The sequence below is a fragment of the Streptomyces rubellomurinus genome, assembly GCF_000961885.1.
Lineage (GTDB): Bacteria > Actinomycetota > Actinomycetes > Streptomycetales > Streptomycetaceae > Kitasatospora > Kitasatospora rubellomurina.
The window spans coordinates 18,112-39,636 of record NZ_JZKH01000023.1; the positions used below are offsets into that span (position 1 = coordinate 18,112).

A 21,525-nucleotide genomic window follows, 5' to 3' on the forward strand; every position below is an offset into this window, starting at 1 on the left:
CCCTCACGACAGCACCTCCGGCTGTTGCGGCCCGGCCCCGGTCAGCGCGCGGCGCACCGGCTCCGGCCACGGCTCGGCGCCCTTCGCGTGCGGCGCGGCGTGCACCACCGCCATCCGGCCCTCGGCCGCCAGCCCGTTCGGGCCGTGCACCTGGAAGGCGTAGTGCAGCGAGGAGCCGCCGACCCGGACCACCCGCAGCTCGGTGCGGACGACGTCGCCGAACCAGAGCCGCTCGCGGTAGTCGGCCTCGAAGTGCACCCGGGGGATGCGCCCGAACAGCTCGGCCAGACCGAGCCGGCGCAGCAGCGCGGCCTCGGCGGCCTCCGCCCAGCGCTGGACGGCGGAGAAGTGGTAGTGCCCGGCGGCGTCGGTGTCGGACCACTCGACCCGGCGCTCGATGGTCATGCTCGCGGGGGCTGCCGCCTCGCTGGGGGCCGTCGTGGAAGCCGGGCCGGCGGCCCGCCGCCGCAGTTCCGCGCGGCTCAGTTTGCCGGTGGCCGTGCGCGGCAGGGCGGTGACGAACTCGACCGCCCGCGGGTACTTGTAGGGCGCGATCGTCCGCTTCACGTGCTCCTGCAGCGCCCGGACGGCCTCCGGCCCGGCCGGCGCGCCCGCCCGCAGCACCACGTACGCCTTGACCACCGCACCGCGCAGCTCGTCCGGCGCCGCGACCACCGCGCAGTCCGCGACGTCCGGGTGCGCGGCGAGCGCCTGCTCGACCTCGGGCCCGACGATGTTGTAGCCGGCCGAGACGATCATGTCGTCGTTGCGGGCCCGGAACCAGAAGTAGCCGTCGCCGTCGCGCACGTAGGTGTCCCCGGTGAGGTTCCAGCCGTCGCGGACGTAGCCGCGCTGCCGGTCGTCGGCGAGGTAGCGGCAGCCGGTCGGGCCCTTGACGGCGAGCAGGCCGGGCGTGCCGTCCGGCACCTCCCGCCCCTGCTCGTCCAGGACCGCCGCGCGGTAGCCGGGCACCGGGCGGCCGGTCGCGCCCGGGCGGATGTCGTCGTCGGCCGCGGAGACGAAGACGTGCAGCAGCTCGGTGGCGCCTATGCCGTCGATCAGCCGCTGCCCGGTGGCGGCGCGGAAGGCCTCCCAGACGGCGGCGGGCAGCGGCTCGCCGGCCGAGACGCAGCGCCGTACCCCGGCCAGGCGCCCGGCCTGCCCGGCGGCCAGGATCGCCCGGTAGGCGGTGGGCGCGGTGAACAGCACGCTCACCCCGTGGTGCTCGACGTGCTCGGCCAGCTGCTCGGGCGAGGCCTGCTCCAGTAGCAGGCTGGCGGCGCCGGCCCGCAGCGGGAAGACCAGCAGCCCGCCGAGGCCGAAGGTGAAGCCGAGCGGCGGGGTGCCGGCGAACAGGTCGTCGGGGGTGGGGCGGAGCAGGTGGCGGGAGAAGGTGTCGGCGATCGCCAGCACGTCGCGGTGGAAGTGCAGGGTGGCCTTGGGGCGGCCGGTGGTGCCGGAGGTGAAGGCGATCAGCGCGACGTCGTCGGCGGCGGTCGGCACGGCGGGGAAGCCGGCGGGCTTGGCGGCACTGCGGGCGGTGAGGTCGTCCGGGCCCGGGCCGCCGTAGGGCAGGACGCGCACCCCGGGCGTCTCGGCGCGGTGCAGCTCGTCCAGGAAGCGGTGGTCGCACAGGGCGAGGACGGGCCGGGCGATGGCGTGCAGCTCGGTGAGCTCGGGGGAGCGCAGCAATGGCACGGTGGTGACGACCACGCCGCCGGCCTTCAGCACGGCGAGCCAACAGGCCGCGAGGAACGGGGTGTTGGGGCCGCGCAGCAGCACCCGGTTGCCGGGGACGAGCCCTTCGTCCTCGGTGAGCAGGCGGGCGATCCGGTCGGTGTGCTCGCGCAGCTCGCCGTAGCTCCACCGGCCGGTGGGGGTGAGCAGGCAGCGGCGGTCCGGCCCGAGGCGGTCGATCGTGTCGTCGAGCAGTGCCCGGGCGCAGTTCAGTCGCTTCGGGTAGGCCAACTCCGGTGTTTCGAAGAGGAGTTCCGGCCACTGGTCGGGAGGTGGGAGGTGGTCTCGGCAGAACGTGTCCAGGTGCGCGGAAGGGGTGAGCTCCATGGGCGGACACCTCATCGGGCGAGCGGGGAGTGAGGCCAGTATGGCGCGCGGGTGACGGCAGTCAAGAGAGCGATACACGCATTCGGGGGAAAGGACCGGCCGCCCGCTCCCGCCCGTGCGCCTGGACCCACAGGTGAGTGGGCCTGGCCACACTTCTGCGGCGATCCTCGGAACGCCGGCCTCCGTTCGGTGCAGAGTGGGGGCGGTCGAACGGAAACGGGAAAGGCACGGCGATGAAACAGCTGCTCGGATGGCCGGCCCGGGCCGGGACGGGGTTCCTGCGGGCGTGCGCGGTCGCGGGCGTCACCATGACCGTCCCCGCGCTGTGGGCCGCCGCGGCGGCGCTCGGCGTCCACGGCGGCGCGGGCAACCCGTGGTCCTGGCTGCTGCCCGTGGTGCTGGCGGTCACCGGCACCCTCGCGGCCTCCCGCCCGCTCTGCCGGGCCGTCCGCGCCCTCGTCGCCCGCTGGACCGGCACCGCCGTCCCGGCCGGCTACCGCGAGCCCGGGCCGGTCACCCGGATGGCCACCGGCTACTGGTGGAACGGCGACCGGTACGAGCGCACCCGGCGCGACGCCCTGATGGACCAGCGGATGCGCACCTACTGGCGCGACCCCGCCACCTGGCGCGACCTGCGCTTCACCGCCCTGGCGCCGCTCACCGCCGGCCTGCCCGCCTGCCTGCCGCCCGCCGGCGCGGCCGCCGCCGTCCTCGCCCTCACCGGCGCGGCCCCGCTCCTCGTCGGGCCGATCGGCGCCGCCGTCGCGATCGGCACCGCCCCGTACGCCTGGCGGGCCCTCGAACCCGCCGCCGTCCGCTTCCTGCGCCCCTCCACCGCGATGCTGCTCGCCGACCGAGTCGACCAACTGACCGCCCAGCGCGCCGACATGACGGTCACCCAGGCCGCCGAGATCCGCCGCATCGAACGCGACCTGCACGACGGCGCGCAGGCCGGCCTCGTCGCCATCGGCATCTCGCTCGCCACCGCCGAACGCCTGATGGCCACCGACCCCGAACGCGCCCGCGCCCTGCTGCGCTCCGCCCGGGCCGGCGCCGCCGGCTCGCTCGCCGAACTGCGCGACCTCGTCCGGGGCATCAACCCGCCGGTGCTCAGCGAACGCGGCCTCGTCGACGCCGTCCGCGCCCTCGCCCTCACCACCCCGATCGCCGTCACCGTCACCGCGCCCGCCGACCGGCCCCGGCTGCGCCTCGACCCGCCGATCGAATCGGCCCTCTACTTCGGCACCGCCGAACTGCTCACCAACGCCGTCAAGCACGCCCGGGCCACCGCGGCCCGGATCACCCTCGCGCACGACGGCACCGGCATCGTCGTCGAGATCGAGGACGACGGCCGCGGCGGCGCCACCGTCCGGCCGGACGGCGGCCTCGCCGGGCTGCGCCGCCGACTCGCCGTCTTCGACGGCACGTTCGAACTGGACAGCCCCGAGGGCGGCCCCACCCGTGCGATCATGGTGGTCCCATGCGAATCCTTGTAGCCGAAGACCTCTACCTGCTGCGCGACGGCATGGTCCACCTCATCGAGGCGTACGGGCACGAGGTGGTGGCCACCGCCGCCACCGGCCCGGAGACGCTGCGGGCGCTGCTCGCCTTCCGCCCGGACGTCGCCGTGGTGGACGTCCGGATGCCGCCCACCCAGTCCGACGAGGGCCTGCAGGCCGCGCTCGCGGCCCGCCGGGAGGTCCCCGGGCTGCCGGTGCTGATCCTCTCCCAGCACGTCGAGCAGCTGTACGCGCGCGAACTCCTCGCGGACGGCGCCGGCGGCGTCGGCTACCTCCTCAAGGAGAGCGTCTTCGACGGCGAGCAGTTCATCGACGCCCTCGAACGCGTCGCCGCCGGCGGAACGGCCATGGACCCGGCCGTCATCGGCGCGCTGCTCACCTCCGGCACCTCCCACCGGCGGCTGGAGCGGCTCACCGAGCGCGAGTACGAGGTGCTCGGCCTGATGGCCGAAGGACTCTCCAACCAGGCCATCGCCGGACGGCTGTTCCTCAGCGACAGCGCGATCAGCAAGTACACCACCTCGATGTTCGGCAAGCTCGGGCTCACCGACGACGACAACGTCAACCGGCGGGTCCAGGCGGTGCTCGCCTACCTCGACCACTCCTGAGGCCCTTCAGGCCGTCGGGCGGATCCGCAACGGCCGGAGGCCGGCCTCCCGGGCGGGAGACCGGCCGCCGGCCGAGGTGCCGCCGATCGTGCTCAGAAGGGATTGAACACGACCTCGTTCGACGCCTTGGACGCCACGACGTTCCCGCCGGCGTCGTACGCGGTGATCCTCGTTCGGAACCGGGTGCCCGGGGCGTCGTGGACCTGCCGCAGCGGGACGTCCGGTGCGCTGAACTCCAGCTGTCGGCCGTCCGACCGGGGGGAGCGGCAGGCCTCCGAGTACCGGATCCCGATCTGGTTGTAGATCCCCACGCAGACCTTCTGGTAGCCCGTGGAGGTGTAGCTCCCGGAGCCCTTGATGCTGCCGCCGTCGATGACCGTCAGCCCGATGTCGATCCGGTCGTCGAGCCGGATCAGGGTGTTGGAGTCCTTGGAGGCGATCGCGCGGTCGTTGCCGTCGTAGGCGGTGATCCTGGTCAGGAACGCGGTGGCGCCGGTCGTCCCCAGGTCGAGGTCGGGGGCGCTGAACTCCAGCTGCCGGCCGTCCGTGTCGGGGTTGCGGCAGGACGACCCGTACCCCTTCCCGGCGGTGTCGAGGATCTGCACGCACACCTTCCGGTAGCCGCCCGCCGAGGCGTAGCTGCCCGATCCCTTCACGAAGCGGCCGTCCTGCACGGTCAGCCCGACGTCGATCCGGTCGGTCCCCGGCGCGGGCGGGGTCACCGGGAACGTGCCGGTGTTGTAGACGAGTTCGCCGCCCTCTCCGGAGGCGGCCGTCTCGCCGGGCACGAACAGGGTGACGGCGGTGAAGGGCGATCCGTCCGGGGCGGTCAGGTCGGCGATGGAGGGGTTGGCGAAGGCCCGGCTGCCGCCGTCGGTCCGGATGTTCAACTGCTCGGCGGCACGGGACTGCTCGTCGTACAGGAAGATCCGCCAGGACGCCCAGGCCTGGGGCGAGTTGGTGTCCCACTGGTCGTCGTAGGTCTGACCCTCGATGAGCGTGTACGGGTGGCCGCCGTAGTCGACCGAGGCGCGGCCGCCGATGTTCCCCGTGGCGCCCAGCCCGGTCAGCGCCTGGTCCAGGCCCGGCTGCTTGTCGGCGCGCCAGGAGGCGAAGTCGGTGAGGGTGCCTCGCTGCTGGCGGTCGTGGCGTGCTCCCGGGTCGAAGTAGTGGGCGCCCACGTCGATGGTGGAGTGGTCGATGTCCGGGTTCAGGCTGATCCCGTAGATGTTCGGGGTTCCCTCGGAAATCCCGAAGTTCCGGGGCGCGTCGTAGGACTTCGCCACCCGCCCGGCCAGGAGGTCCCCCCGGCTCGCGAAGTACCGGAACGCCAGGTGGCTCCCGCCGTCCGCCTCCTGCTCCCAGGCGGCCACCAGCCCGGCCCCGGCCTGGACGATGGCGGGCTGGGACGCGCCACCGGGGCCGCCGCTCCCGGCCAACTCCCGTTCCCAGTGCCAGTTCACGGTGTCCGTGGAGGTCGCCAGGTGCACCTTGAACCGCCCGCCGGTCATGGTGTGGTAGACCGCCAGGTAGTGGCCCGGGCCCTTCTCCCGGTCGTCGATGATCTTCACGGTGTCCATGGAACGGCCCTGGTCGTCCTTGACGCCGTACGCCTTGTGGCCGGCCGGCAGGTCCTTCACGTTCTCCACGAGCCCGCGGATGTCCGGCCGCGTCACCGACGCGTCGGTCCGGTTCGCCCCCCGGCCGGAGGTGTGATCGCCGACAGCGGCCGAGGCCGGTGCGGCGAACGGCAGGAGCAGCGCCTGCACCAGACCCGCGATCAGGGGGAGAGCGAGCAGTGGAGCCGTCCGACGCCGGCCGGTGCGCCCCCGACGAACGGTGACGTCCGCGACGCCGCTCGAACGGGATGATGGGGTTTCCATACCTCTCCTGCGATAGGTCAACAAAAGGAAAAGGGACCTTCCCGCCGGCCGGTATACAGCCGGTCAACGAGCCGTCAACGCAGCCGCCACCCCTGCGAGGGCGCCGGTCGGCCCCGTACAGTCGGCCCAGTACACCACCTCGATAACTCCCCGGGGTGGTAACGGGTTTCAGGCAGGGGTGGCGCCGTCGCTCGAATCCGCGCCGTCCAGGGCCAGGCGGGCGCGCTCCGCGAGCAGCCGGGCGAACACCGGCAGCGCCGGGGCGGCGGCGGAGGCGCCCGGACCGGAGTCCCGCACGTACAGCAGCGTGCCGCCCACCCGGACCAGCGCCGCGACCCCGCCGGGGCCGTTCGCCCGGGCGGCGCTCTGGTCGCCGATCGGCGGCAACGGCACGGGCGTTGCCGCCGGCGCACTGCCGAGGAGGTCGAGCGTGCCGGTGAAGGCCCGGCCGGCGATCTCGGCGGAGTCGAAGGTGAGCACGGTGAACTGCACGTGCTGGGCCGGCGAGGCCCGGAACGTCACCGTGGCGTAGGTCAGCGGGGCGGAACAGAGGGTGGCGGGCAGGCCGGTCAGCAGGCACGGCGCGTCGCCCGCGCCGCTCGTGCCGGTGTCCGGCCCGCTCTCCACCTGCCAGCCGCCCGGCGGCAGCGCGCCGACGTCCGGGAGGACCTTGCGGGCCCCGGCCGGCTCGCGCAGCGCCTGCCCGCCGTGCGCGACGTGCGGGCCGTCCGGCTTCAGCAGCGGACGCGAGCCCAGGTGCACGCCGAGCGCGACCAGCGCGGTGACCAGGACCAGCGCCAGTGCCGCCACGATCGCCACGTTGCCGCGCCGGGCCGCGAGCGCCCGCGCGCCGGTCACGGCCGGGTCCAGCCGCAGGTGCACGGTCGGTGGATCGGCCGGGCGGCCCAGCTCGGTGGACCGTACGTACTGCGCGAACGCCTCGTCGGTGGCCAGCAGTTCGGTGACGGCGGCGGTCAGCTCGGCCCGCGCCCGCTCGTCCCCGGGGCTCGCCGCGACGGCGTCCACCGCCCGCGCCCCCTCGGGCGTCGCCCGCAGCCGCGCCCGCACCACCTCCGCCACCGCCCGCCCCGGCCCCCCGGCCACCCCCTGCGCCAGCCGCATCAGCGCCCCGACCACCCCGGGCACCAGCGCCGGCTCCCGCCCCTCCGCCATGGCAACTCCCCCCGCCGCCGCACGAGCCGTCACCGCCCACGATCCCGGACGCCGCCCCCGTTCGTGCGCGGGCCGGACGGAACGGAAACCCAACTGCAACCGGCCCCGGACGGCGGCGGTACGGCTGTGGCCGCTGGGGCGGGGAGTGGCGGAGGAGGGGCGGGGCGGCGCGGCCCGGAACAGGCCGGAGGCCGGTCTCCCGGGCGGGGGACCGGCCTCCGGTTCAGATCAGATCGGTCCAGGTCGGCATGTCGATCACCCCCGTGGTGTGGGCGACCCGCCCGGTGGCGAGTCCGACTGACGCGGATTCAAGCACCGGGACCGGGCCCGGACAAGGCCTCCGGCCGCCCGACTGGTCAACCGGGGCCGGGGCCCGGGCGGCGGCCTCAGGGCCGGTGCTGGGCGGGGACGGGCAGGCGCAGGAGGAAACGCGCGCCGCCGCGGGCGCTGCGGTCGACGGTGAGCGAGCCGCCGTGCGCGTGGGCCACCCAGGCGGCGATGGACAGGCCGAGGCCGCTCGATCCGGCGCCGCTGCGGAAGCGCTCGAACAGGGACTTCGCCTGCTCGGGCGGGATGCCGGGCCCCGCGTCGTCGACCGTGACGGTGCCGTCCGCGCCGACGGCGACCTCGACGGCGGCGGGCTCGCCCGGGGCGTGGCCGTGGGCGAGGGCGTTGCCGAGCAGGTTGGCGACGGCGCGGCGCAGCAGTCCGGCGTCGGCGTGGACGACCACCGGCTCGGCCCGTACGGTCACCCGGTGCCCGTCCGCCGGGGTGTCGGCGACGACGGCCTCGACGAGCTGGTCGAGCCGCAGCGGCTCGCGGTCCAGCGGGACGGCTCCGGCCATCAGCCGGGCGCGGGTGAGCAGGTCGTCGACCAGCTCGCTCATCCTGGTCGACTGGCGCAGGGTGCGGCGCATGATCTCGGTGGTCTCGGCCCCGCCGCGCAGGCCGGTCTCGGCGAGCAGCCGCAGCGAGGCGACCGGGGTGCGCAGGTCGTGGGCGGCGTCCGCGAAGAAGGCCTCCTGCTGGTCGAGCGCGGCCAGCGCGGGCCGCACCGCCCGTCCGGCGAGCCAGTGGCCGGCCACGGCCGAGACCGCGACCAGGGCGGCGCAGGCGGCGGCGAGGAGCAGGGCCAGGCGCTCGTGGTCGTCGAGGTTGGAGGAGACGTCGACGGCGGTGACCACCACGCCGTCCGAGTTCTCGGTGGCCGAGGTGGAGAAGGGCTGGGCGGACAGCCGCAGCCGGTGGCCGTTCGGCGCGGTGACGGTGGCCCGGCTGAGGTCCCCCTCCCGCAGCGCCTCGTCGGCGATCGCCTGCAGGGCCGCCGTGGGGACCACCAGGCACGGCCGGTGCGGGGCGGCGAGGGGCGCCACCTGCTCGCCGTTGCCGGTGAACAGGGTCACCGGCGGGCAGTCGTACCCGCCCTCCCTCGGGTCCGGGTACTCGAGCGCGCCCTGCTCGTCGTAGTGCAGGTCGGCGGTGAACTCGCTGGTGCGGAGCTTGAGATCGGCGTCGACCTGGGAGCGCCAGGACGCGTCGTCCGCGTGCACCGCGATGACCGTCATGCCGACCAGCCCGAGGGCGCTGACGAGGGCGAAGAGCAGGGCGATCCGCCGCCGCAGCCGGCGGATCCGGCCCGCCGGGGTGGGCGGCGCCGTCCGGCGCGGCCGGCGGAGCCGCGCGAGCGGGCGTCTCACTCCGGCGACTCCAGTCGGTACCCGACGCCGCGCACGGTGTGGATCAGCGGCGGGTCGCCGAGCTTGCGGCGCAGCTGGGAGACCAGGACCTCGACCACGTTGGAGTTGGGTTCGGTCAGCTCGTCCCAGCAGCGCTCGATGAGGTCGGTGCGGCGCACCGCCTCGCCGGGCCGGGTGGCGAGGGTCTCCAGGACGGCGAACTCCTTGGTGGTGAGGGAGAGCAGCACGCCGTCGCGGCGCACCGTGCGCCGGGCCGTGTCGATCTCCAGGCCGCCGCAGCGCACCACCGGCGGCCGGGCGACGGCGGTGCGCCGGCACAGGTTCCGTACCCGGGCGACCAGTTCGGGTACGGCGAAGGGCTTGACGAGGTAGTCGTCGCCGCCGGTGGCGAAGCCCTCGACCCGGTCGGCGACGGTGTCGCGGGCGGTGAGGAACAGCACCGGTACGGTCCGGCCGTCCGCCCTCATCCGGTGCACGTAGTCCGCGGAGTCGCCGGAGGGCAGCATCCGGTCGAACACGACGCAGTCGTAGGCGGTGACGAACAGCGCCTCGTCGGCGGCCGGCAGGTCCGCGGCCTCGTCGACGGCCAGTCCGCTGCCGCGCAGCGCGGCGGCCACGGCGAACCGCAGGTCCTCGTCGTCCTCGACCACCAGTACTCGCATGCCGGCCAGGATAGCCGTGACCTGGGACGGAACCGCCGGGCGGCGGTCTCGGTGCACGGTCACGGCAGGGGTCCTTCGGCAGGGCGGTGGCCGGCGCCGGGGCGCCCGGGACGTCGACGCGGCGCCCCCTCGCGGGGGATCCAGAGGGCGCCGCCGTCGACCTGGACGAGGTTCCCAGCCGCAACCTGAGGATTCGATGAGGCCGGTGGCCGCCGCGACCGCTCACCGGCAGTGCTGGGTCAGCAGCCTCCGGTGCCCCAGGTCCCCGACGTGCCGGCAGACGGCCTTCAGCGGCCGCATCCCGGCGGTGGCCGCCACCGTGGCCGCGGCCGCCCCCACCAGGAGCACCGCCACCAGCGCCACCGCGACGAGGGCCGCCGGCACGCCCGGCGGAGGACCACCCCGCACCGCGCCCCGACCCCACCCACCGCCCCGCCCGTTCCCGATCCGCTGCTCCGCCATACCCCGAGCCTCGCCGGGCGCCCCTGAGGATTCCGTGAGCGCGGATCCGCCGACCCCCGACCGTTGGGCGGGTGCCTCAGGCGGAGTGGATCAGGCGGAGTGGATCAGTGCGGCCATGACGTCGGCGGGGAGGGCGGGGTTGGCGGCGGCGTAGCTGGAGGTCGGGTGCGGGGCGGTGAGGCAGGCGGTGAGGGCGGCGCGGCCGGCGTGGGGGTGTTGGGCGATGGCGCGCAGGGCCTTGGCGGCGGGTGGTTCGGCGGTGGCGATCCGGTCGAGCAGGGCGGTGGGGGCGTCGGGGTTGCGGGCGACGGCGTGGGCGACCCGGCCGCCGAACCGGTCGTGCAGGGCGGTGAGTCGGGCGGCGGTGAGCCCGGGGTGCGGGGCGACGGACTTCGCCACGGCGGCGTCCGGGTCCTCGGCGAGCCGGTCGCGGACGGCGGCGGGCAGGTCGCGGTGCTCGGCGGCGAGCATCCGGACCCGGGGCTCCGGGGAGGCGGCGAGGGTGGTGAGTTCGGCGGGGGTGGCGGCCGCGACGCGGTCGAGCAGGGTGGCGCCGACCCGGACGGTGACGGCGAGCTCGGCGAGCAGGTCGAGCGGGATGCGCGGGTTGCGGGTGAGGCGCCGGCGGACGTCCGGGTCGTCGTCGGTGGCGAGGCGGCGCAGCACGGCCTCGTCGACGGCCGGGTTCTCGGCCAACTCGGCCCGCACCCAAGGCGATTCGTCCTCGGCGAGCCGCCGGTAGGCCTCGGCGGGCAGGTGGGGGTGGGCGGCGAGCTGCTGGCGGGGCGGCGCGTCGGGTTCGGCGAGGAGGCGGGCGGCGGCGGTTCCGGGGGTGGCGGGGTTGCCGGCGGCGAGGGAGCGGACCTCGGGTTCCTCGTCGGCCGCGAGGGCCGCCAGCAGGTCGGGCGGGGTGGCCTCGTTGGCCGCGACGCCCCGGCGCACCTCGAACGCCGGGTGCCCGGCCAGGGCGCGCAGCAGGTCCGCCCGCCCGGTGAAGTAGGCGAGTTCGGCCGCGACCTCGGGTTCCTCGTCGGCGGCGAGGAGTTCGGCCGCCTGGTCCGGCAGCCCGGGGCAGCCGGCCAGCCGGACGCGGGTGTCCCGGTCCGGGTGGCGGGCGAGCGGCAGCGCCCATTCCGGGCGGCCCCGCCCCTGGTCGAGCAGGGCGAGCGCGAGGTCGGGCCGGGCGAGCGGGTCGTCGACCGGCACGCCGAGCCCGGCCAGCAGGTAGGGGGAGTCCTCGTGCAGCGCGGCGAGCGCCCGGGCCTGTGCGGCGCTCAGGTCGGTGCGGTGCGCCAGCGCCCAGGCCAGGTCCTCGTCCTCGGGCGCGGCGTCGACCAGGCGCTGGAGCAGTTCGGCCGGCAGGGCGGGGTTCTCGGCGAGGGCGGGCAGCAGCGACGGCATGGCGCCATCCTGCCCGCCCGGGCCCGCGGGCCGCCTGCCGTTTTCCGGCGGCGCGTGGTCAGAACGACGCCCTGACCTGCTCGTCGACGCGGCCGACGGACTCCTGCTGGAAGCGCCGGTCGTAGCCGCGGCGGATGTCCTCGACGGCGGCGCCCGCCTGCTTCGCCGTGCCGGCCGGGTACAGCAGGGTGACCAGGTAGGAGCGTTCGCGTTCGATGACGCCGTGCCGGTCGCGGTACTGGCCGCGGGCCTGCTCGATGGTGAGGCCGTCCGGGAAGCGCGGGGTGACCTCGGTGTCGACGAAGTCCTGGAACTCCTGCTCGGTGACGGCGGGGCCGCCGTCCGGCCGCTCGGTGCCGAAGAAGAGCTGGGTGCGGGTGTAGGCGGCGCGCGGCGCGGTCGGGGTGTCGGCGGCGCCGGCGGCGGGGGCGAGGGTCGCGCCCGTCAGCAGTACGGCGATGGCGGCGAGCAGCCCGGTCCAGGTCCTGGTCTCCATGCCGGGGTCAACGGCCGGCCGGGCCGGTGGATGCACCGGTTCAGCCGTGCGGGTGTCGGCCCCGCCCGTGCGGCTGACGGCGGTCAACTCAGCGGTGTCGACATGTAGACCGCGCGCCGGCCGTAGCAGGGCGGTACGGCGACCTCGCGGTGGGCGCGGTAGCCGAGCAGGCGGAGCAGGATGTCGGTGCCGCGCACGGCGACCATCGAGATCCGCTGGTAGCCCTGGGCCTTCGCCCGGTCCTGGAAGTGCCGCAGGAAGCCGAGCGCGACGTCGCGGCCGCGCAGGTCCTCGGCGATCACCAGGTCGTGCACGTGCAGGTTGGTGGAGGTGTGGGTCCGCTCCTCGGGCCGGGTGAGGTCGGGGCAGCGCAGCGGCGGGTACGGCAGGCTCAGCAGGTAGCCGCGCACGGTGCCGGCCTGGTCGAGGGCGTAGCAGGTGCCGGGGGAGCTGCGGCCGCGCGAGGTCAGGGCGTCGGCGCCCTCGGAGAGGCCGTCTGCGGCGTAGGCGGCGTGTTCGAGGGCGATCACGGCCGGCCAGTCGGCCTCGCCGAGCGGCCGGATCCGGAGGTCCCCGCTCACCCGGCCACCCGCTGCGCCCGGGCCGCGGCCACCAGGGCGCCCCAGCCCTCGATCAGCAGGGCGAACCGTTCGGCGTCGGCCTGGGCCTCGTCCAGCAGGTGCTGCCGCCGTGGGGCCAGGTGGTCGGCGAACTCGGCGTACGTGCCGCCGAGTCGGCGGTAGCAGCGGTCGAGGACGTCGAGCCGGTGGACGTTCGCGGCGCGGTCCCAAGCGGCGCTGCGGCGCACCGAGTCTAGCACCGGCTCGACCCGCAGGCGGTGCTGCTCGTCGAGCAACTCCCCGCCGAGGGCGATCATTTCGCCGTACACCGGGTGCAGGTACAGCATGGAGAGCAGGAACTTGGCGAAGCGCAGCTGGTAGGCGGTGAAGCCGGGACCGGTGCGGCGTTCGGGCGTGTAGTGGTTGACGATGTGCCGGTTGTGCACGACGCCGGGCAGGCCGGAGTCGAGGACGGCGTGCAGCAGGAAGTAGTCGCTGCCGATGGTGTCGGGTGCGGGCGGCACCGGCAGCCGTTCGTAGACCCGGTGGTCCAGGCCGAGGTTGCACATGTCGACCCGCCGGATGTCGGGGGCGCCGAGCACCGCCTCGTCGACGGTGAACGGCTCGGTGCCGCCGCCGGTGAAGGAGGCCTCGACCAGCGCGCTCTTCTCCTCCTCGGACCAGATCGGCGGCGCCCACAGGCTCACCACCTCGTGGTAGACGGCCGGGTCGAGGGTGTTGATCCCGCCGATGTCGACGGACAGTTCGCCGATGAACGAGCCGCCGACGAGGGCGACGGGCTTCGCGGCGTCGGCGGGGTCGAGCTCGCTGCGGGTGACGCCGGCGGCCGCCTCGCCGGCCGGGCGGCCGAGCGAGCGCAGCTCGTGGTGGATCGGGAAGACCTTGCGGCCGTCCAGGAGTTGGTAGGTGCTGTCGGAGTCCCGGCGGTGCACGGAGGCGCAGCCGAGGGCGGCGGCGACCAGGAAGACCCGGTTGGTGCAGGCGCCGTAGGAGACGGTGTCGGGGAGCATCAGGTCGAGCAGGAGGTCCGGTTCGGCGGCGCCGGCCCGGTGGATCACCCGGCGGAGGAAGTCCCGCTGCTGCCCGGTGTCGAGGTGGTGCACGACGACCCCGGCGGCGGGGGCGAGGGCACCGACCGCGCTCGCGTTCTCGGCGTGGCCGGCGCTGTCGGCGGTGTCGAGGACGAGGAGGTGGACCTCGACGTCGAAGTGGGCGGCGGCGTACGCGGCCTCCTCGGCGATGTCCGCGACGGCGGCGGCGCAGGGCCGGTTGGTGGGCAGGGCGAGACAGACTCTCTGCATGCGGAACGCGCCTCCGTCTGATCGTCAAAAGCATTGCGGCCGTGGCGTGATGGGCTTGGCTCCAGGGGCCTCGCGGCCGGCCGCCGTCCACCGTGGACTAGACCATTTCCGATGTCAACGATTGACAGGACGGCCCCGGCGAGGTGGAATCCGCGCCGCGCTCCGGCTTCAGGAGCGGCCGCCGCCGGCCGTGCCCGCACCTCGTACGTGCACACGAGCCGCCCTCCTTGATCCGAACGGCCGTGCGGCATCCGGGGGTTCAGCACCGCGAACGGCGCGGATTCCGGCGGTCCGGGGTCAATCCGGACGGCGGACCTGCCGATACCTAGGGCGACGTCATGACGCCGTTCGGAGGAGGAGCGCGCATGCCCGAGCTGTGGCTGCCCGGTGCCGAGATCCACGACCTCGGCGACCACGCGCCGACCGACCAGCAGTACCCGCCGAAGGCCATCGCCCACATCACCTGGGACCGCAACGCGACCGCCGACGCCCCGCAGGACTGGTGCACCTACGAGGACCTGGTCGGCTACTTCACCGGCAGCGGCGCCGGCGACGCCCCGCACCTGGTCTGGGACCCGTTCAGCGGCCGCACCGCCCAGCTGTTCCCGGCCGACTCCCGCTCGAAGAGCCTGCTCAGCCCGGGCCAGAGCCCGACCCGCACCAACCGGGCCGGCCGGGTGGTCATCCAGATCGAGGCGGTGTTCTTCCCGTACTGCCGCCACCAGGGCACCGTCTACCCGAGGCTGGTGGACACCCCGTGCGCCGGCTGGGACCGCATCCACGCCTGGATCGCCTCCTGGGGCGTGCCGGACGCCTGGCCGATGGGCCGGCCCGTCGACTTCACCCCGCACCGCGACGAGCACGTCTGGGAGACCTGCGGCGGCTGGTTCGCGCACGCCCACGTGCCGTACAACGACCACACCGACCCCGGCGCCTGGCCGGCCTTCCCGGTCGGTCCCGGCTCGCCGGGCACCCCGCCCTCGCAGCAGCACCCGGTGCCCCCGCAGGACCCGGGCCCGGCCCGCTACGAGACGGACATCAACGGGCTGCCGTACGGCTACGGCGCGCACGGCTACCAGGTGACGGTGGTCGGCCGCGCGCTGGTGCGGGAAGGCTTCGGCACCCACTACCGCTCCGGCCCGGGACCGGACTGGACGGACGCCGACACCGAGAACTACGCGGACTACCAGCGCAGCCTCGGCTACACCGGCCAGGCCGCGGACGGCGTCCCCGGGGAGGCCTCGCTGCGCCGGCTGCTCGGCTACCTGCCCGGGCCGCGCACCGTCTCGGTGGCGCACGCGGCCGCCGCCGCCCGGCAGGACCCGCCCGCCGAGCAGGGGCACCGCACGTACGGCGCCGAGGTGGCGATCGTCGAGCAGGCGCTCGCCGACGAGGGGCTGCTCGAACAGCGGTGGGTGGACGGCTCGTTCGGCAGCCTGACGGTCGCCGCCTACGCGGCCTGGCAGCGGCGCTGCGGGTACAGCGGCGGGGCGGCGGACGGTGTCCCGGGGCAGGACTCGCTCCGGCGGCTGGGGGCGGCGCAGGGGTTCGACGTCACCTCCTGAGGGGGGGAGGCCGAGCGCGGGGAATGCCGCCGCCGGGGGCGGGCGTTGTGGACGGGCGTGACCAGCCCGATCCCGACCCCGACCTCCGGTCCGACCCCGATCCCGACCTCCGGTCCGATCCCGACCTCCGGCCCGATCCCGGCGAAGGCCCCCGGCCGGCCCCCGGCGGTGCGGCTCTCCGTCCTCGACCGGTCCCGGACCAGGCGCGGCGAGGAGCCGGCCGAGGCGCTGCGCGCGACGGTCGCCCTCGCCCGTGAGGCCGAGCGGCTCGGCTACCACCGCTTCTGGGTCTCCGAGCACCACGGCGTGCCCGGCGTGGCCGGCTCGGCGCCCACCGTGCTGGCCGCGGCGGTCGCCTCGGCCACCACCCGGATCCGGGTCGGCACCGGCGGCGTGATGCTGCCCAACCACCGGCCGATGGTGGTGGCCGAGCAGTTCGGTGTGCTGGCCGCGCTGTTCCCGGGCCGGATCGACATGGGGCTGGGGCGCTCGGTCGGCTTCACCGACGGCGTGCGGCGGGCGCTCGGCCGGGAGAAGGACGCCGCGGACGACTTCGCCGCCCAACTGGCCGAACTGCTCGGCTGGTTCGACGGCACCCAGCAGGTGCACCCGGGCGTGCGCGCCCGCCCGGCGGAGGGCCTGCGGGTGCCGGCCTTCGTCCTGGCCACCGGCGAGGGCGCGGACCTCGCCGCCGCGGCCGGGCTGCCGCTGGTGATCGCCGCCGCGCACGGCGAGGAGCGGATGCTCGCGGCGATCGACCGCTACCGCGACCGCTTCCGGCCCTCGGCGCAGGCCGCCGAGCCGTACGTGGTGGTCTCCGGCACGGTGGCGGTCGCCGGGACGGTCGAGCGGGCCCGGGACCTGCTCGTGCCGGAGGCGTGGGCGGGCGCCTACTCCCGCACCCACGGCGAGTTCCCGCCGCTCGCGCCGGTGGCCGAGATCCGGGCCCGGACGATGAGCGCGCGGGAGCGGGCCGCGTTCGAGCAGTCGCTGAAGGGCCACATCGCGGGCACCCCCGCGCAGGCGGCCGCCGAACTCGCCGCCCTGGTGGCCCGCAGCGGCGCGGACGAGTTCCTGGTCGCCACGAGCAGCTACGACCGCGCGGCGCTGCTCGACTCCTACCGGCTGCTGGCGGAGGCGGTCGGGCAGGTCTGACGGACAGGTCTGACGGCACGGCGGGCCTGCCGGGCCTGGCGGGCGGGGCTCGCACCAGGGCTCCGACCTGGGCGGTCCGCGGATTTCTGACCTGGTGTGATGACCTGCTAGTGTTCATGACGTCGAGAGGAAACGATCTCTCGAACAGGCGTCAGCGGTGCTACCAGAGCACGTCCTACTTTCAGTAGGAAGAGTCCGTGCGACCCGGGCCTGGCGCTCCACCCGAAGGGGCTCGTTCCGTCCAGCGGAACGGGCCCCTTCGTCGTTCCCGGCCGTCGTTCCCGGCCGCGCCGAGCGCATCCTCTTATCGCACTTTCGGTCGCGAAACCCGCCGCCACGGCCGGGTATCGGCCAAGGTCCCCCACCAGGTGACCGGTCGGCGTCGCGCCACTCCGCTCGGTGACGGCGGGCGGGCCAGCGGCTTTGCCGCCTTGGCAGGCTTGACTGATCGTCAGATCTTGGCCGGAACTCAACGCCGATGGTGTGAATATGCCACCGGAATGTTCGTCATCTCGAAACCGCCAGTAGCCTTCCGTGTCGAACCCGCCACTGCTGGTGGCGATCCGGCCGGAGCCGTGCTGCGCCCCGGCCGCCCAGACCCCGCGAAGGAGCCGGTGTGCCGGGTATCGACGAATGCCTCTCCGGGGCCATGACGATCGCCGGGGCGCGCGCCGCGAGCCTGGTCGACTGGGGGAGCGGACTCGCCCTCGGCAGCCTCGGCGACAGCCCGGCCGGCGAGTACGAGACCGCCGCCGCCGAGGCAACCGACCTGGTACGAGCAGCCGTTGAGAGCCAGACCTTCACCGCGGCGGAGGAGCGGCGGGCACCGCTCGAGGACATCATCGTCACCGCGGGCCGAAGCTACCACCTGATCCGCTTCATCGACACCGTCTTCGACAGCCGGCTCGTGCTGCACCTCTGGCTCGACCGCGACGAGGGCAACCTCGCCGCCGCCCGCTTCCGCCTCCGGGCGCTCGCCGAGGACCTGGTGCTCGGGTGAGCGCCGTGCCCGTCGAGGCAGTCGGGGTCGAGACCGGGGCCGCCGGGGCCGACGTCGAGACCGGAGCCGAGGCCGGGGCCCCGGCCGCGACCATCCGTTTCCGGCCGCCGACCCCCGGACGGAGGCCCGCGTGACCACCGCTCCGGCCCCGCCCGTCGAGGACGTCTCCGGCGCGGCCGCCGTGTCTGCCGACACCGCGGCCACCGGCACCGAGGACGTCCCGCCCACCCCGCGCACCCCGGGCGAGGCGCTCGACCTGCTCGCCGTCCGCCACGCCACCGGCGCCCTGCACGGCCCGCTCGGCAGCCTGTACCTCGTCGACGGCCAGGTCGTCGCCGCCGACTCCGACCGCGCCCCCGGCCTGGTCGACCTGCTCACCGGCTGCGGCCGGACCACCCCCGAGGGCTGGGACGGGCTGCTCCGGGAGCACGGCCCGAGCGGCCGGGTCGGCGAGGTGCTGGTCGAGCGGCGGCTGCTCACCCGCGGCGAGCTCGAACTCGGCCACCTGGGCACGCTGTTCGACGCCGCCTTCTTCGTCCTGGCCGACCCGGCCGGCGGCACCTGGCGGTTCGAAGCCGACGCCCGGCACTGGCTCGGCCCGGTCGCGGAGGTCGAACCGGACCGGCTGCGCCGCGAGGTCGAGCGCCGGCGCCGCCTGCTGGACGGGATCTGGCCCTGGCCGCAGCTCGACACCGAGCCCGTGCGCCCCGCCGCGCACAGCCGGCTGCCCGCGCACCGCGCGTCCGGCCGCCGGCGCCGCGAGCTGCTGGACCACGCGGACGGCCGAAGAACCCCGGCGGACCTGGCCCGGCTGCTCGGCCGCTCCGGCTTCGGGGTGACGGCCGACGTCCGCCGCCTGGCCGCCGCCGGACTGCTCGACCTGCCACGGCACACGACGCCGGACGTCCCGGCGGAGGCCGGCCGGGCGGAGGCCGACCCCGCAGAGGCCGACCCCGCGCGGCCCGGTCGCCCGGAGCCGTCCGCGGAACCCGCCGATCGGAGCGGCCTGCACCGCAGGATCCCCGGCGCGACCCTGCGCGGCCCCGGGCTCCGCACCGCCGCAACGACCACGCGCGCAACGACCACGCGCGCCACGGCCACGCCCGCCACGGCCGCTCGCGCCACCACCACGCCCGCCACGGCCGCGGCCCACCCGCCGCTGGCCGTCCCCGACCCGGACATCGCGCTGCTGACCCGGGTCCGAGACCTTCTGGAGGCCCGACTTTGACCCACTCCCCGCCCGCGACCCCGCCGCCCCGGCCATGAGGCGGGCGCTGAAGCAGCGTGTCGGAAGGAGACAACTGATCGCCTTGGAGACCGAGCTGCTCGCCGAACTGCACGTGGTCAAGCGCCGCACCCCGCACCTCGCGGGCGGCCTGGTGGCCAGCGTCGACGGCCTGCTCATCGCCCACGACACGCACGGCACCGAGCCCTCCGGGCTGGCCGCGATGACGGCGGCCGCGCTCTCGCTCGCCCAGCGGCTCGCCGACACCACCGGCCAGGGCGAGTTCCGCGAGTCGCTGGTGCGCGGCGAGCACGGCTACGTCGCCACCTACGCGGCCGGCGGCAGCTGCGTGCTGACCCTGCTGGCGCATCCGGACGTCAACGTCGGCCGGCTGCACCTGGAGGCCCGCCGCAGCGCGCAGCGGATCGCCGCGCTGCTCGGCGAGAGCCCGCAGCCGGGCGCGGCCGCCCCGGGCTGACCCCGACCGCAGCACCTTCCCGCCACCACTCAGCCAACGAACACCTCACCAACGAACGGGAGTTACCGACATGACCGACGCAGCCGGCGCGCTCAAGCAGGCCATGACCACCATCGAGGGCGCCCTCGGCGCGGCCCTGGTGGACTACAACAGCGGCATGGCGCTCGCCACCCTGGACGGCCCCGGCGGGCTCGACCTCAACGTGGCCGCAGCGGGCAACACCGACGTGGTGCGCGCCAAGATGCGCACCATGGACATGCTCGGCCTGCAGGACGGGATCGAGGACATGCTGATCACCCTCACCGGCCAGTACCACCTGATCCGCCCGCTCGCCGGCCGCGGCGGCAAGGGCCTGTTCCTCTACCTGGCGCTGGACCGCTCGCGCGCCAACCTGGCGATGGCCCGCCACCAGCTCACCCGGATCGAGGCCGACCTGGAGGTCTGACCGCTCCCGGTACCGACCGGACGGCCCGGCGGCGGCCTCGGCCCCGCCGGGCCTCAGCCCGCTCCCGCCTCGGCCTCCGCCCACACCACCTCGCCGCCCGGCAGCCCCGCGCACAGCACGCCCTCGGCGCCCAGCACGCTCCACGGTGCGAGCCGCGCGTCCGGCGGCACCGACAGCACGCCACCCCCGGCGAAGCCCAGCTCCAGCCCGCCCGCGAGGGTGATCAGGGCGGACTCGACGGTCCGGCCGACCAGCGCCGACAGGGCGGCGGTCGGCCGGAAGGCCAGCGCCGGGAAGACGTGCTCGACCGTCGCGGGCGCACCGGAAGCCGGCCCGTCGGCGACCGGCCCGGCGGGCGGCGGCGCAGCGAACCGGAAGTCCTGCACCACCAGGACGCTCACCCGCCCGGTGAGCCCGAGCTCCAGCCGGGTCCCGCCGCCGACCGACTCCACCCGCCGCCCAGCGAGCAGTTCCGCGATCCCGTTCCGCATGCCCCCAGTCTGGCCCACCCCGTCAGCCGCCCGCCCGTCAGCCGGCCGCGCCTCGGCCGCCCGCCCGCTCGCCCGTCAGCCGGCCGCCCGGCCCCGTACCAGCTCGGCCGGACCGCCCTGCCGCTCCCGGGCGGCCAGCGCGGCGGCCGTGCGGTCCCAGGACGGCCCGGTCAGCAGGGCCCGGGCCTGCGCCGGGTCGCACAGCCGCCACTCCACCAGCTCCTCCTCCTGCAGCGTGATCGCGTCGAGCAGCTCCGGCGTCAGCCGCCCGCCGTCGTAGAGGTAGACCAGGACGGCGGTGTCCCGGCCGGTCGCCGGGTCGGCCTGCGGATCGGCCGCGGCCCCCGGCTGCCAGTCCAGCGCCAGCAGCCGCCCCGGCGCGACCTCCAGGCCCAGCTCCTCGCGGATCTCCCGCCGGGCCGCCGCCCGGGGCGTCTCCCGGTCCGCCTCGACGCCGCCGCCCGGCAGCGTCCAGTGCGGCACCGCCCCGCGCGGCCCCTCGTACGGGCGCAGCCGCACCAGCAGCACCCGTCCGGCGTCGTCGGTGAACACCGCCCGCGCCTTCGCCCGGATGCGCGGCCGGGTGGCGTAGTACGTCGCCCGGTCCAGCGGCGGATCTGGCGGCGGGTCCGACAGGGCCTCCCCGGTCGCCACCCCGCCGACCGCCGCCCCCAGACCGGGCGCGGCGGCCAGCCCGACGTACTCGGGCGCCGGGCCGTCCAGCTCCGGCAGGTCCGCCGCGTGCCCGGTCGGCCGGCTGTCCTCCAGCTCCAGCGGCCCGGCCGCACGCGGCGCCCGCAGGCAGGCCAGCACCCGCCGCGACAGCAGCGGCGGCAGGGCCCGGCCCGCGTCCTCGGCGTCCAGCCAGGCCCAGCCGCCGACCTCCGCCGCGTCCGGCCGGAACGCCGCCACCTGCTCGTCCGTCAGCGGGTCCGCCCAGTACAGGTACGCCACGATCGGCGGCCGGCCCTCCTTCACCGCCCAGTCCACGCACGCCAGTTGCCGCAGCGTCGGGGTGAAGCCCAACTCCTCGGCGATCTCCCGCCCGGCCGTCTCCCGCGGCGACCGGTCCTGCGGCTCCCAGCCGCCGCCCGGGATCGCCACCGGGTGCTCGCGGTCGTACGGCAGCCGCACCACCAGCACCCGCCCGTGGGCGTCCGGGAACAGCACCCCCGCCGCCGCCAACAGCCCCCGCCCGCCCGCGTCCACATCCGCCGCCGCCACCCCGACCCCTTCCACTTCCACACCGACGACCCGTTCACCCCCGATCCTCCCCCGCGCCGCCCGCGGCCACCCCCGGCCGCGCTTCGACCCGCCC

20 protein-coding genes and 1 pseudogene are annotated in these 21,525 nt (G+C 75.8%); 8 read left to right on the plus strand and 13 right to left on the minus strand.

From position 1 onward, the window contains the following. Positions 1–3: 3 nt before the first annotated feature. A complete protein-coding gene (locus VM95_RS44330; protein WP_244178759.1) occupies positions 4–405 on the minus strand; it encodes an acyl-CoA thioesterase in 402 nt (133 codons plus the stop codon). Between the two features lie 39 nt (positions 406–444). Then, positions 445–2,064 (minus strand): annotated as a pseudogene (locus tag VM95_RS13630) (AMP-binding protein); the annotation flags it as partial. 233 nt (positions 2,065–2,297) lie between these two features. Here VM95_RS13630 and VM95_RS13635 point away from each other — a divergent pair. Beyond that, entirely contained in the window at positions 2,298–3,560 is a 1,263-nt protein-coding gene (locus VM95_RS13635; protein WP_045696161.1) for a sensor histidine kinase, read from the plus strand. Continuing rightward, entirely contained in the window at positions 3,545–4,192 is a 648-nt protein-coding gene (locus VM95_RS13640) for a response regulator transcription factor (protein ID WP_045696163.1), read from the plus strand. Before VM95_RS13635 ends, VM95_RS13640 begins: the two co-directional genes overlap by 16 nt. Positions 4,193–4,284: 92 nt before the next feature. Here the strand turns inward: VM95_RS13640 and VM95_RS43705 are convergent, their stop codons facing one another. From VM95_RS43705 to VM95_RS13680, 9 genes are all read right to left on the minus strand, one after another. Further along, on the minus strand, positions 4,285–5,841 hold the full coding sequence (locus VM95_RS43705; RefSeq protein WP_208615447.1) for a hypothetical protein: 1,557 nt from the start codon (positions 5,839–5,841) through the stop codon (positions 4,285–4,287). A gap of 402 nt (positions 5,842–6,243) precedes the next feature. Next, the gene (locus tag VM95_RS13650) at positions 6,244–7,248 is read right to left on the minus strand and encodes a hypothetical protein (RefSeq protein WP_045696165.1); all 1,005 of its coding nucleotides are present in this window, start codon (positions 7,246–7,248) and stop codon (positions 6,244–6,246) included. A 386-nt stretch (positions 7,249–7,634) separates the two neighbouring features. Continuing rightward, positions 7,635–8,945, minus strand: coding sequence for a sensor histidine kinase (locus tag VM95_RS13655; RefSeq protein ID WP_244178755.1), 1,311 nt, complete (start codon positions 8,943–8,945; stop codon positions 7,635–7,637). Then, complete coding sequence (locus VM95_RS13660; RefSeq protein WP_045696249.1) at positions 8,942–9,607, minus strand: response regulator transcription factor; 666 nt, start codon at positions 9,605–9,607, stop codon at positions 8,942–8,944. Before VM95_RS13660 ends, VM95_RS13655 begins: the two co-directional genes overlap by 4 nt. Before the next feature lie 222 nt (positions 9,608–9,829). Beyond that, a complete protein-coding gene (locus VM95_RS42535; RefSeq protein ID WP_167352918.1) occupies positions 9,830–9,991 on the minus strand; it encodes a hypothetical protein in 162 nt (53 codons plus the stop codon). 168 nt (positions 9,992–10,159) lie between these two features. Continuing rightward, on the minus strand, positions 10,160–11,470 hold the full coding sequence (locus VM95_RS13665) for a hypothetical protein (RefSeq protein ID WP_052707354.1): 1,311 nt from the start codon (positions 11,468–11,470) through the stop codon (positions 10,160–10,162). Between the two features lie 58 nt (positions 11,471–11,528). Further along, on the minus strand, positions 11,529–11,966 hold the full coding sequence (locus VM95_RS13670; RefSeq protein WP_045696167.1) for a DUF3574 domain-containing protein: 438 nt from the start codon (positions 11,964–11,966) through the stop codon (positions 11,529–11,531). A gap of 83 nt (positions 11,967–12,049) precedes the next feature. Then, complete coding sequence (locus VM95_RS13675) at positions 12,050–12,547, minus strand: GNAT family N-acetyltransferase (protein ID WP_045696169.1); 498 nt, start codon at positions 12,545–12,547, stop codon at positions 12,050–12,052. Continuing rightward, positions 12,544–13,848, minus strand: coding sequence for a DUF6271 family protein (locus tag VM95_RS13680; RefSeq protein ID WP_045696171.1), 1,305 nt, complete (start codon positions 13,846–13,848; stop codon positions 12,544–12,546). The genes VM95_RS13675 and VM95_RS13680 overlap by 4 nt, the downstream gene beginning before the upstream one ends. 365 nt (positions 13,849–14,213) lie before the next feature. On the opposite strand from VM95_RS13680, the gene VM95_RS13685 reads away from it, so the two are divergent. The 6 genes from VM95_RS13685 (at position 14,214) to VM95_RS13710 (ending at position 19,716) form a co-directional block, all read left to right on the plus strand. Beyond that, entirely contained in the window at positions 14,214–15,413 is a 1,200-nt protein-coding gene (locus VM95_RS13685; protein ID WP_045696173.1) for a peptidoglycan-binding protein, read from the plus strand. Positions 15,414–15,548: 135 nt separating this feature from the next. Then, positions 15,549–16,568, plus strand: coding sequence for an MsnO8 family LLM class oxidoreductase (locus VM95_RS13690; protein ID WP_167352922.1), 1,020 nt, complete (start codon positions 15,549–15,551; stop codon positions 16,566–16,568). 616 nt (positions 16,569–17,184) lie between these two features. Further along, a complete protein-coding gene (locus tag VM95_RS13695) occupies positions 17,185–17,568 on the plus strand; it encodes a hypothetical protein (protein ID WP_045696175.1) in 384 nt (127 codons plus the stop codon). A gap of 130 nt (positions 17,569–17,698) precedes the next feature. Beyond that, positions 17,699–18,796 (plus strand): hypothetical protein, encoded by a 1,098-nt coding sequence (locus VM95_RS41510; protein WP_052707355.1) that lies wholly within the window; start codon positions 17,699–17,701, stop codon positions 18,794–18,796. Positions 18,797–18,878: 82 nt separating this feature from the next. Continuing rightward, complete coding sequence (locus VM95_RS13705; RefSeq protein ID WP_341846005.1) at positions 18,879–19,271, plus strand: roadblock/LC7 domain-containing protein; 393 nt, start codon at positions 18,879–18,881, stop codon at positions 19,269–19,271. 70 nt (positions 19,272–19,341) lie between these two features. After that, a complete protein-coding gene (locus VM95_RS13710) occupies positions 19,342–19,716 on the plus strand; it encodes a hypothetical protein (protein WP_045696177.1) in 375 nt (124 codons plus the stop codon). A gap of 53 nt (positions 19,717–19,769) precedes the next feature. Here VM95_RS13710 and VM95_RS13715 read toward each other — a convergent pair whose 3' ends face one another. Both VM95_RS13715 and VM95_RS42540 read right to left on the minus strand, forming a co-directional pair. Next, complete coding sequence (locus VM95_RS13715) at positions 19,770–20,207, minus strand: DUF6188 family protein (protein ID WP_045696180.1); 438 nt, start codon at positions 20,205–20,207, stop codon at positions 19,770–19,772. A gap of 75 nt (positions 20,208–20,282) precedes the next feature. Next, positions 20,283–21,431, minus strand: coding sequence for an NUDIX hydrolase (locus tag VM95_RS42540; RefSeq protein WP_167352919.1), 1,149 nt, complete (start codon positions 21,429–21,431; stop codon positions 20,283–20,285). Between the last annotated feature and the right edge of the window lie 94 nt (positions 21,432–21,525).

Excerpts from the sequence above, each read along its gene's own strand:
- VM95_RS44330 (WP_244178759.1), bottom strand. The coding sequence starts at position 405 with ATGACCATCGAGCGCCGGGTCGAGTGGTCCGACACCGACGCCGCCGGG.
- VM95_RS13635 (WP_045696161.1), top strand. The coding sequence starts at position 2,298 with ATGAAACAGCTGCTCGGATGGCCGGCCCGGGCCGGGACGGGGTTCCTG.
- VM95_RS13640 (WP_045696163.1), top strand. The coding sequence starts at position 3,545 with ATGCGAATCCTTGTAGCCGAAGACCTCTACCTGCTGCGCGACGGCATG.
- VM95_RS13650 (WP_045696165.1), bottom strand. The coding sequence starts at position 7,248 with ATGGCGGAGGGGCGGGAGCCGGCGCTGGTGCCCGGGGTGGTCGGGGCG.
- VM95_RS13660 (WP_045696249.1), bottom strand. The coding sequence starts at position 9,607 with ATGCGAGTACTGGTGGTCGAGGACGACGAGGACCTGCGGTTCGCCGTG.
- VM95_RS13665 (WP_052707354.1), bottom strand. The coding sequence starts at position 11,470 with ATGCCGTCGCTGCTGCCCGCCCTCGCCGAGAACCCCGCCCTGCCGGCC.
- VM95_RS13670 (WP_045696167.1), bottom strand. The coding sequence starts at position 11,966 with ATGGAGACCAGGACCTGGACCGGGCTGCTCGCCGCCATCGCCGTACTG.
- VM95_RS13680 (WP_045696171.1), bottom strand. The coding sequence starts at position 13,848 with ATGCAGAGAGTCTGTCTCGCCCTGCCCACCAACCGGCCCTGCGCCGCC.
- VM95_RS13685 (WP_045696173.1), top strand. The coding sequence starts at position 14,214 with ATGCCCGAGCTGTGGCTGCCCGGTGCCGAGATCCACGACCTCGGCGAC.
- VM95_RS13710 (WP_045696177.1), top strand. The coding sequence starts at position 19,342 with ATGACCGACGCAGCCGGCGCGCTCAAGCAGGCCATGACCACCATCGAG.
- VM95_RS13715 (WP_045696180.1), bottom strand. The coding sequence starts at position 20,207 with ATGCGGAACGGGATCGCGGAACTGCTCGCTGGGCGGCGGGTGGAGTCG.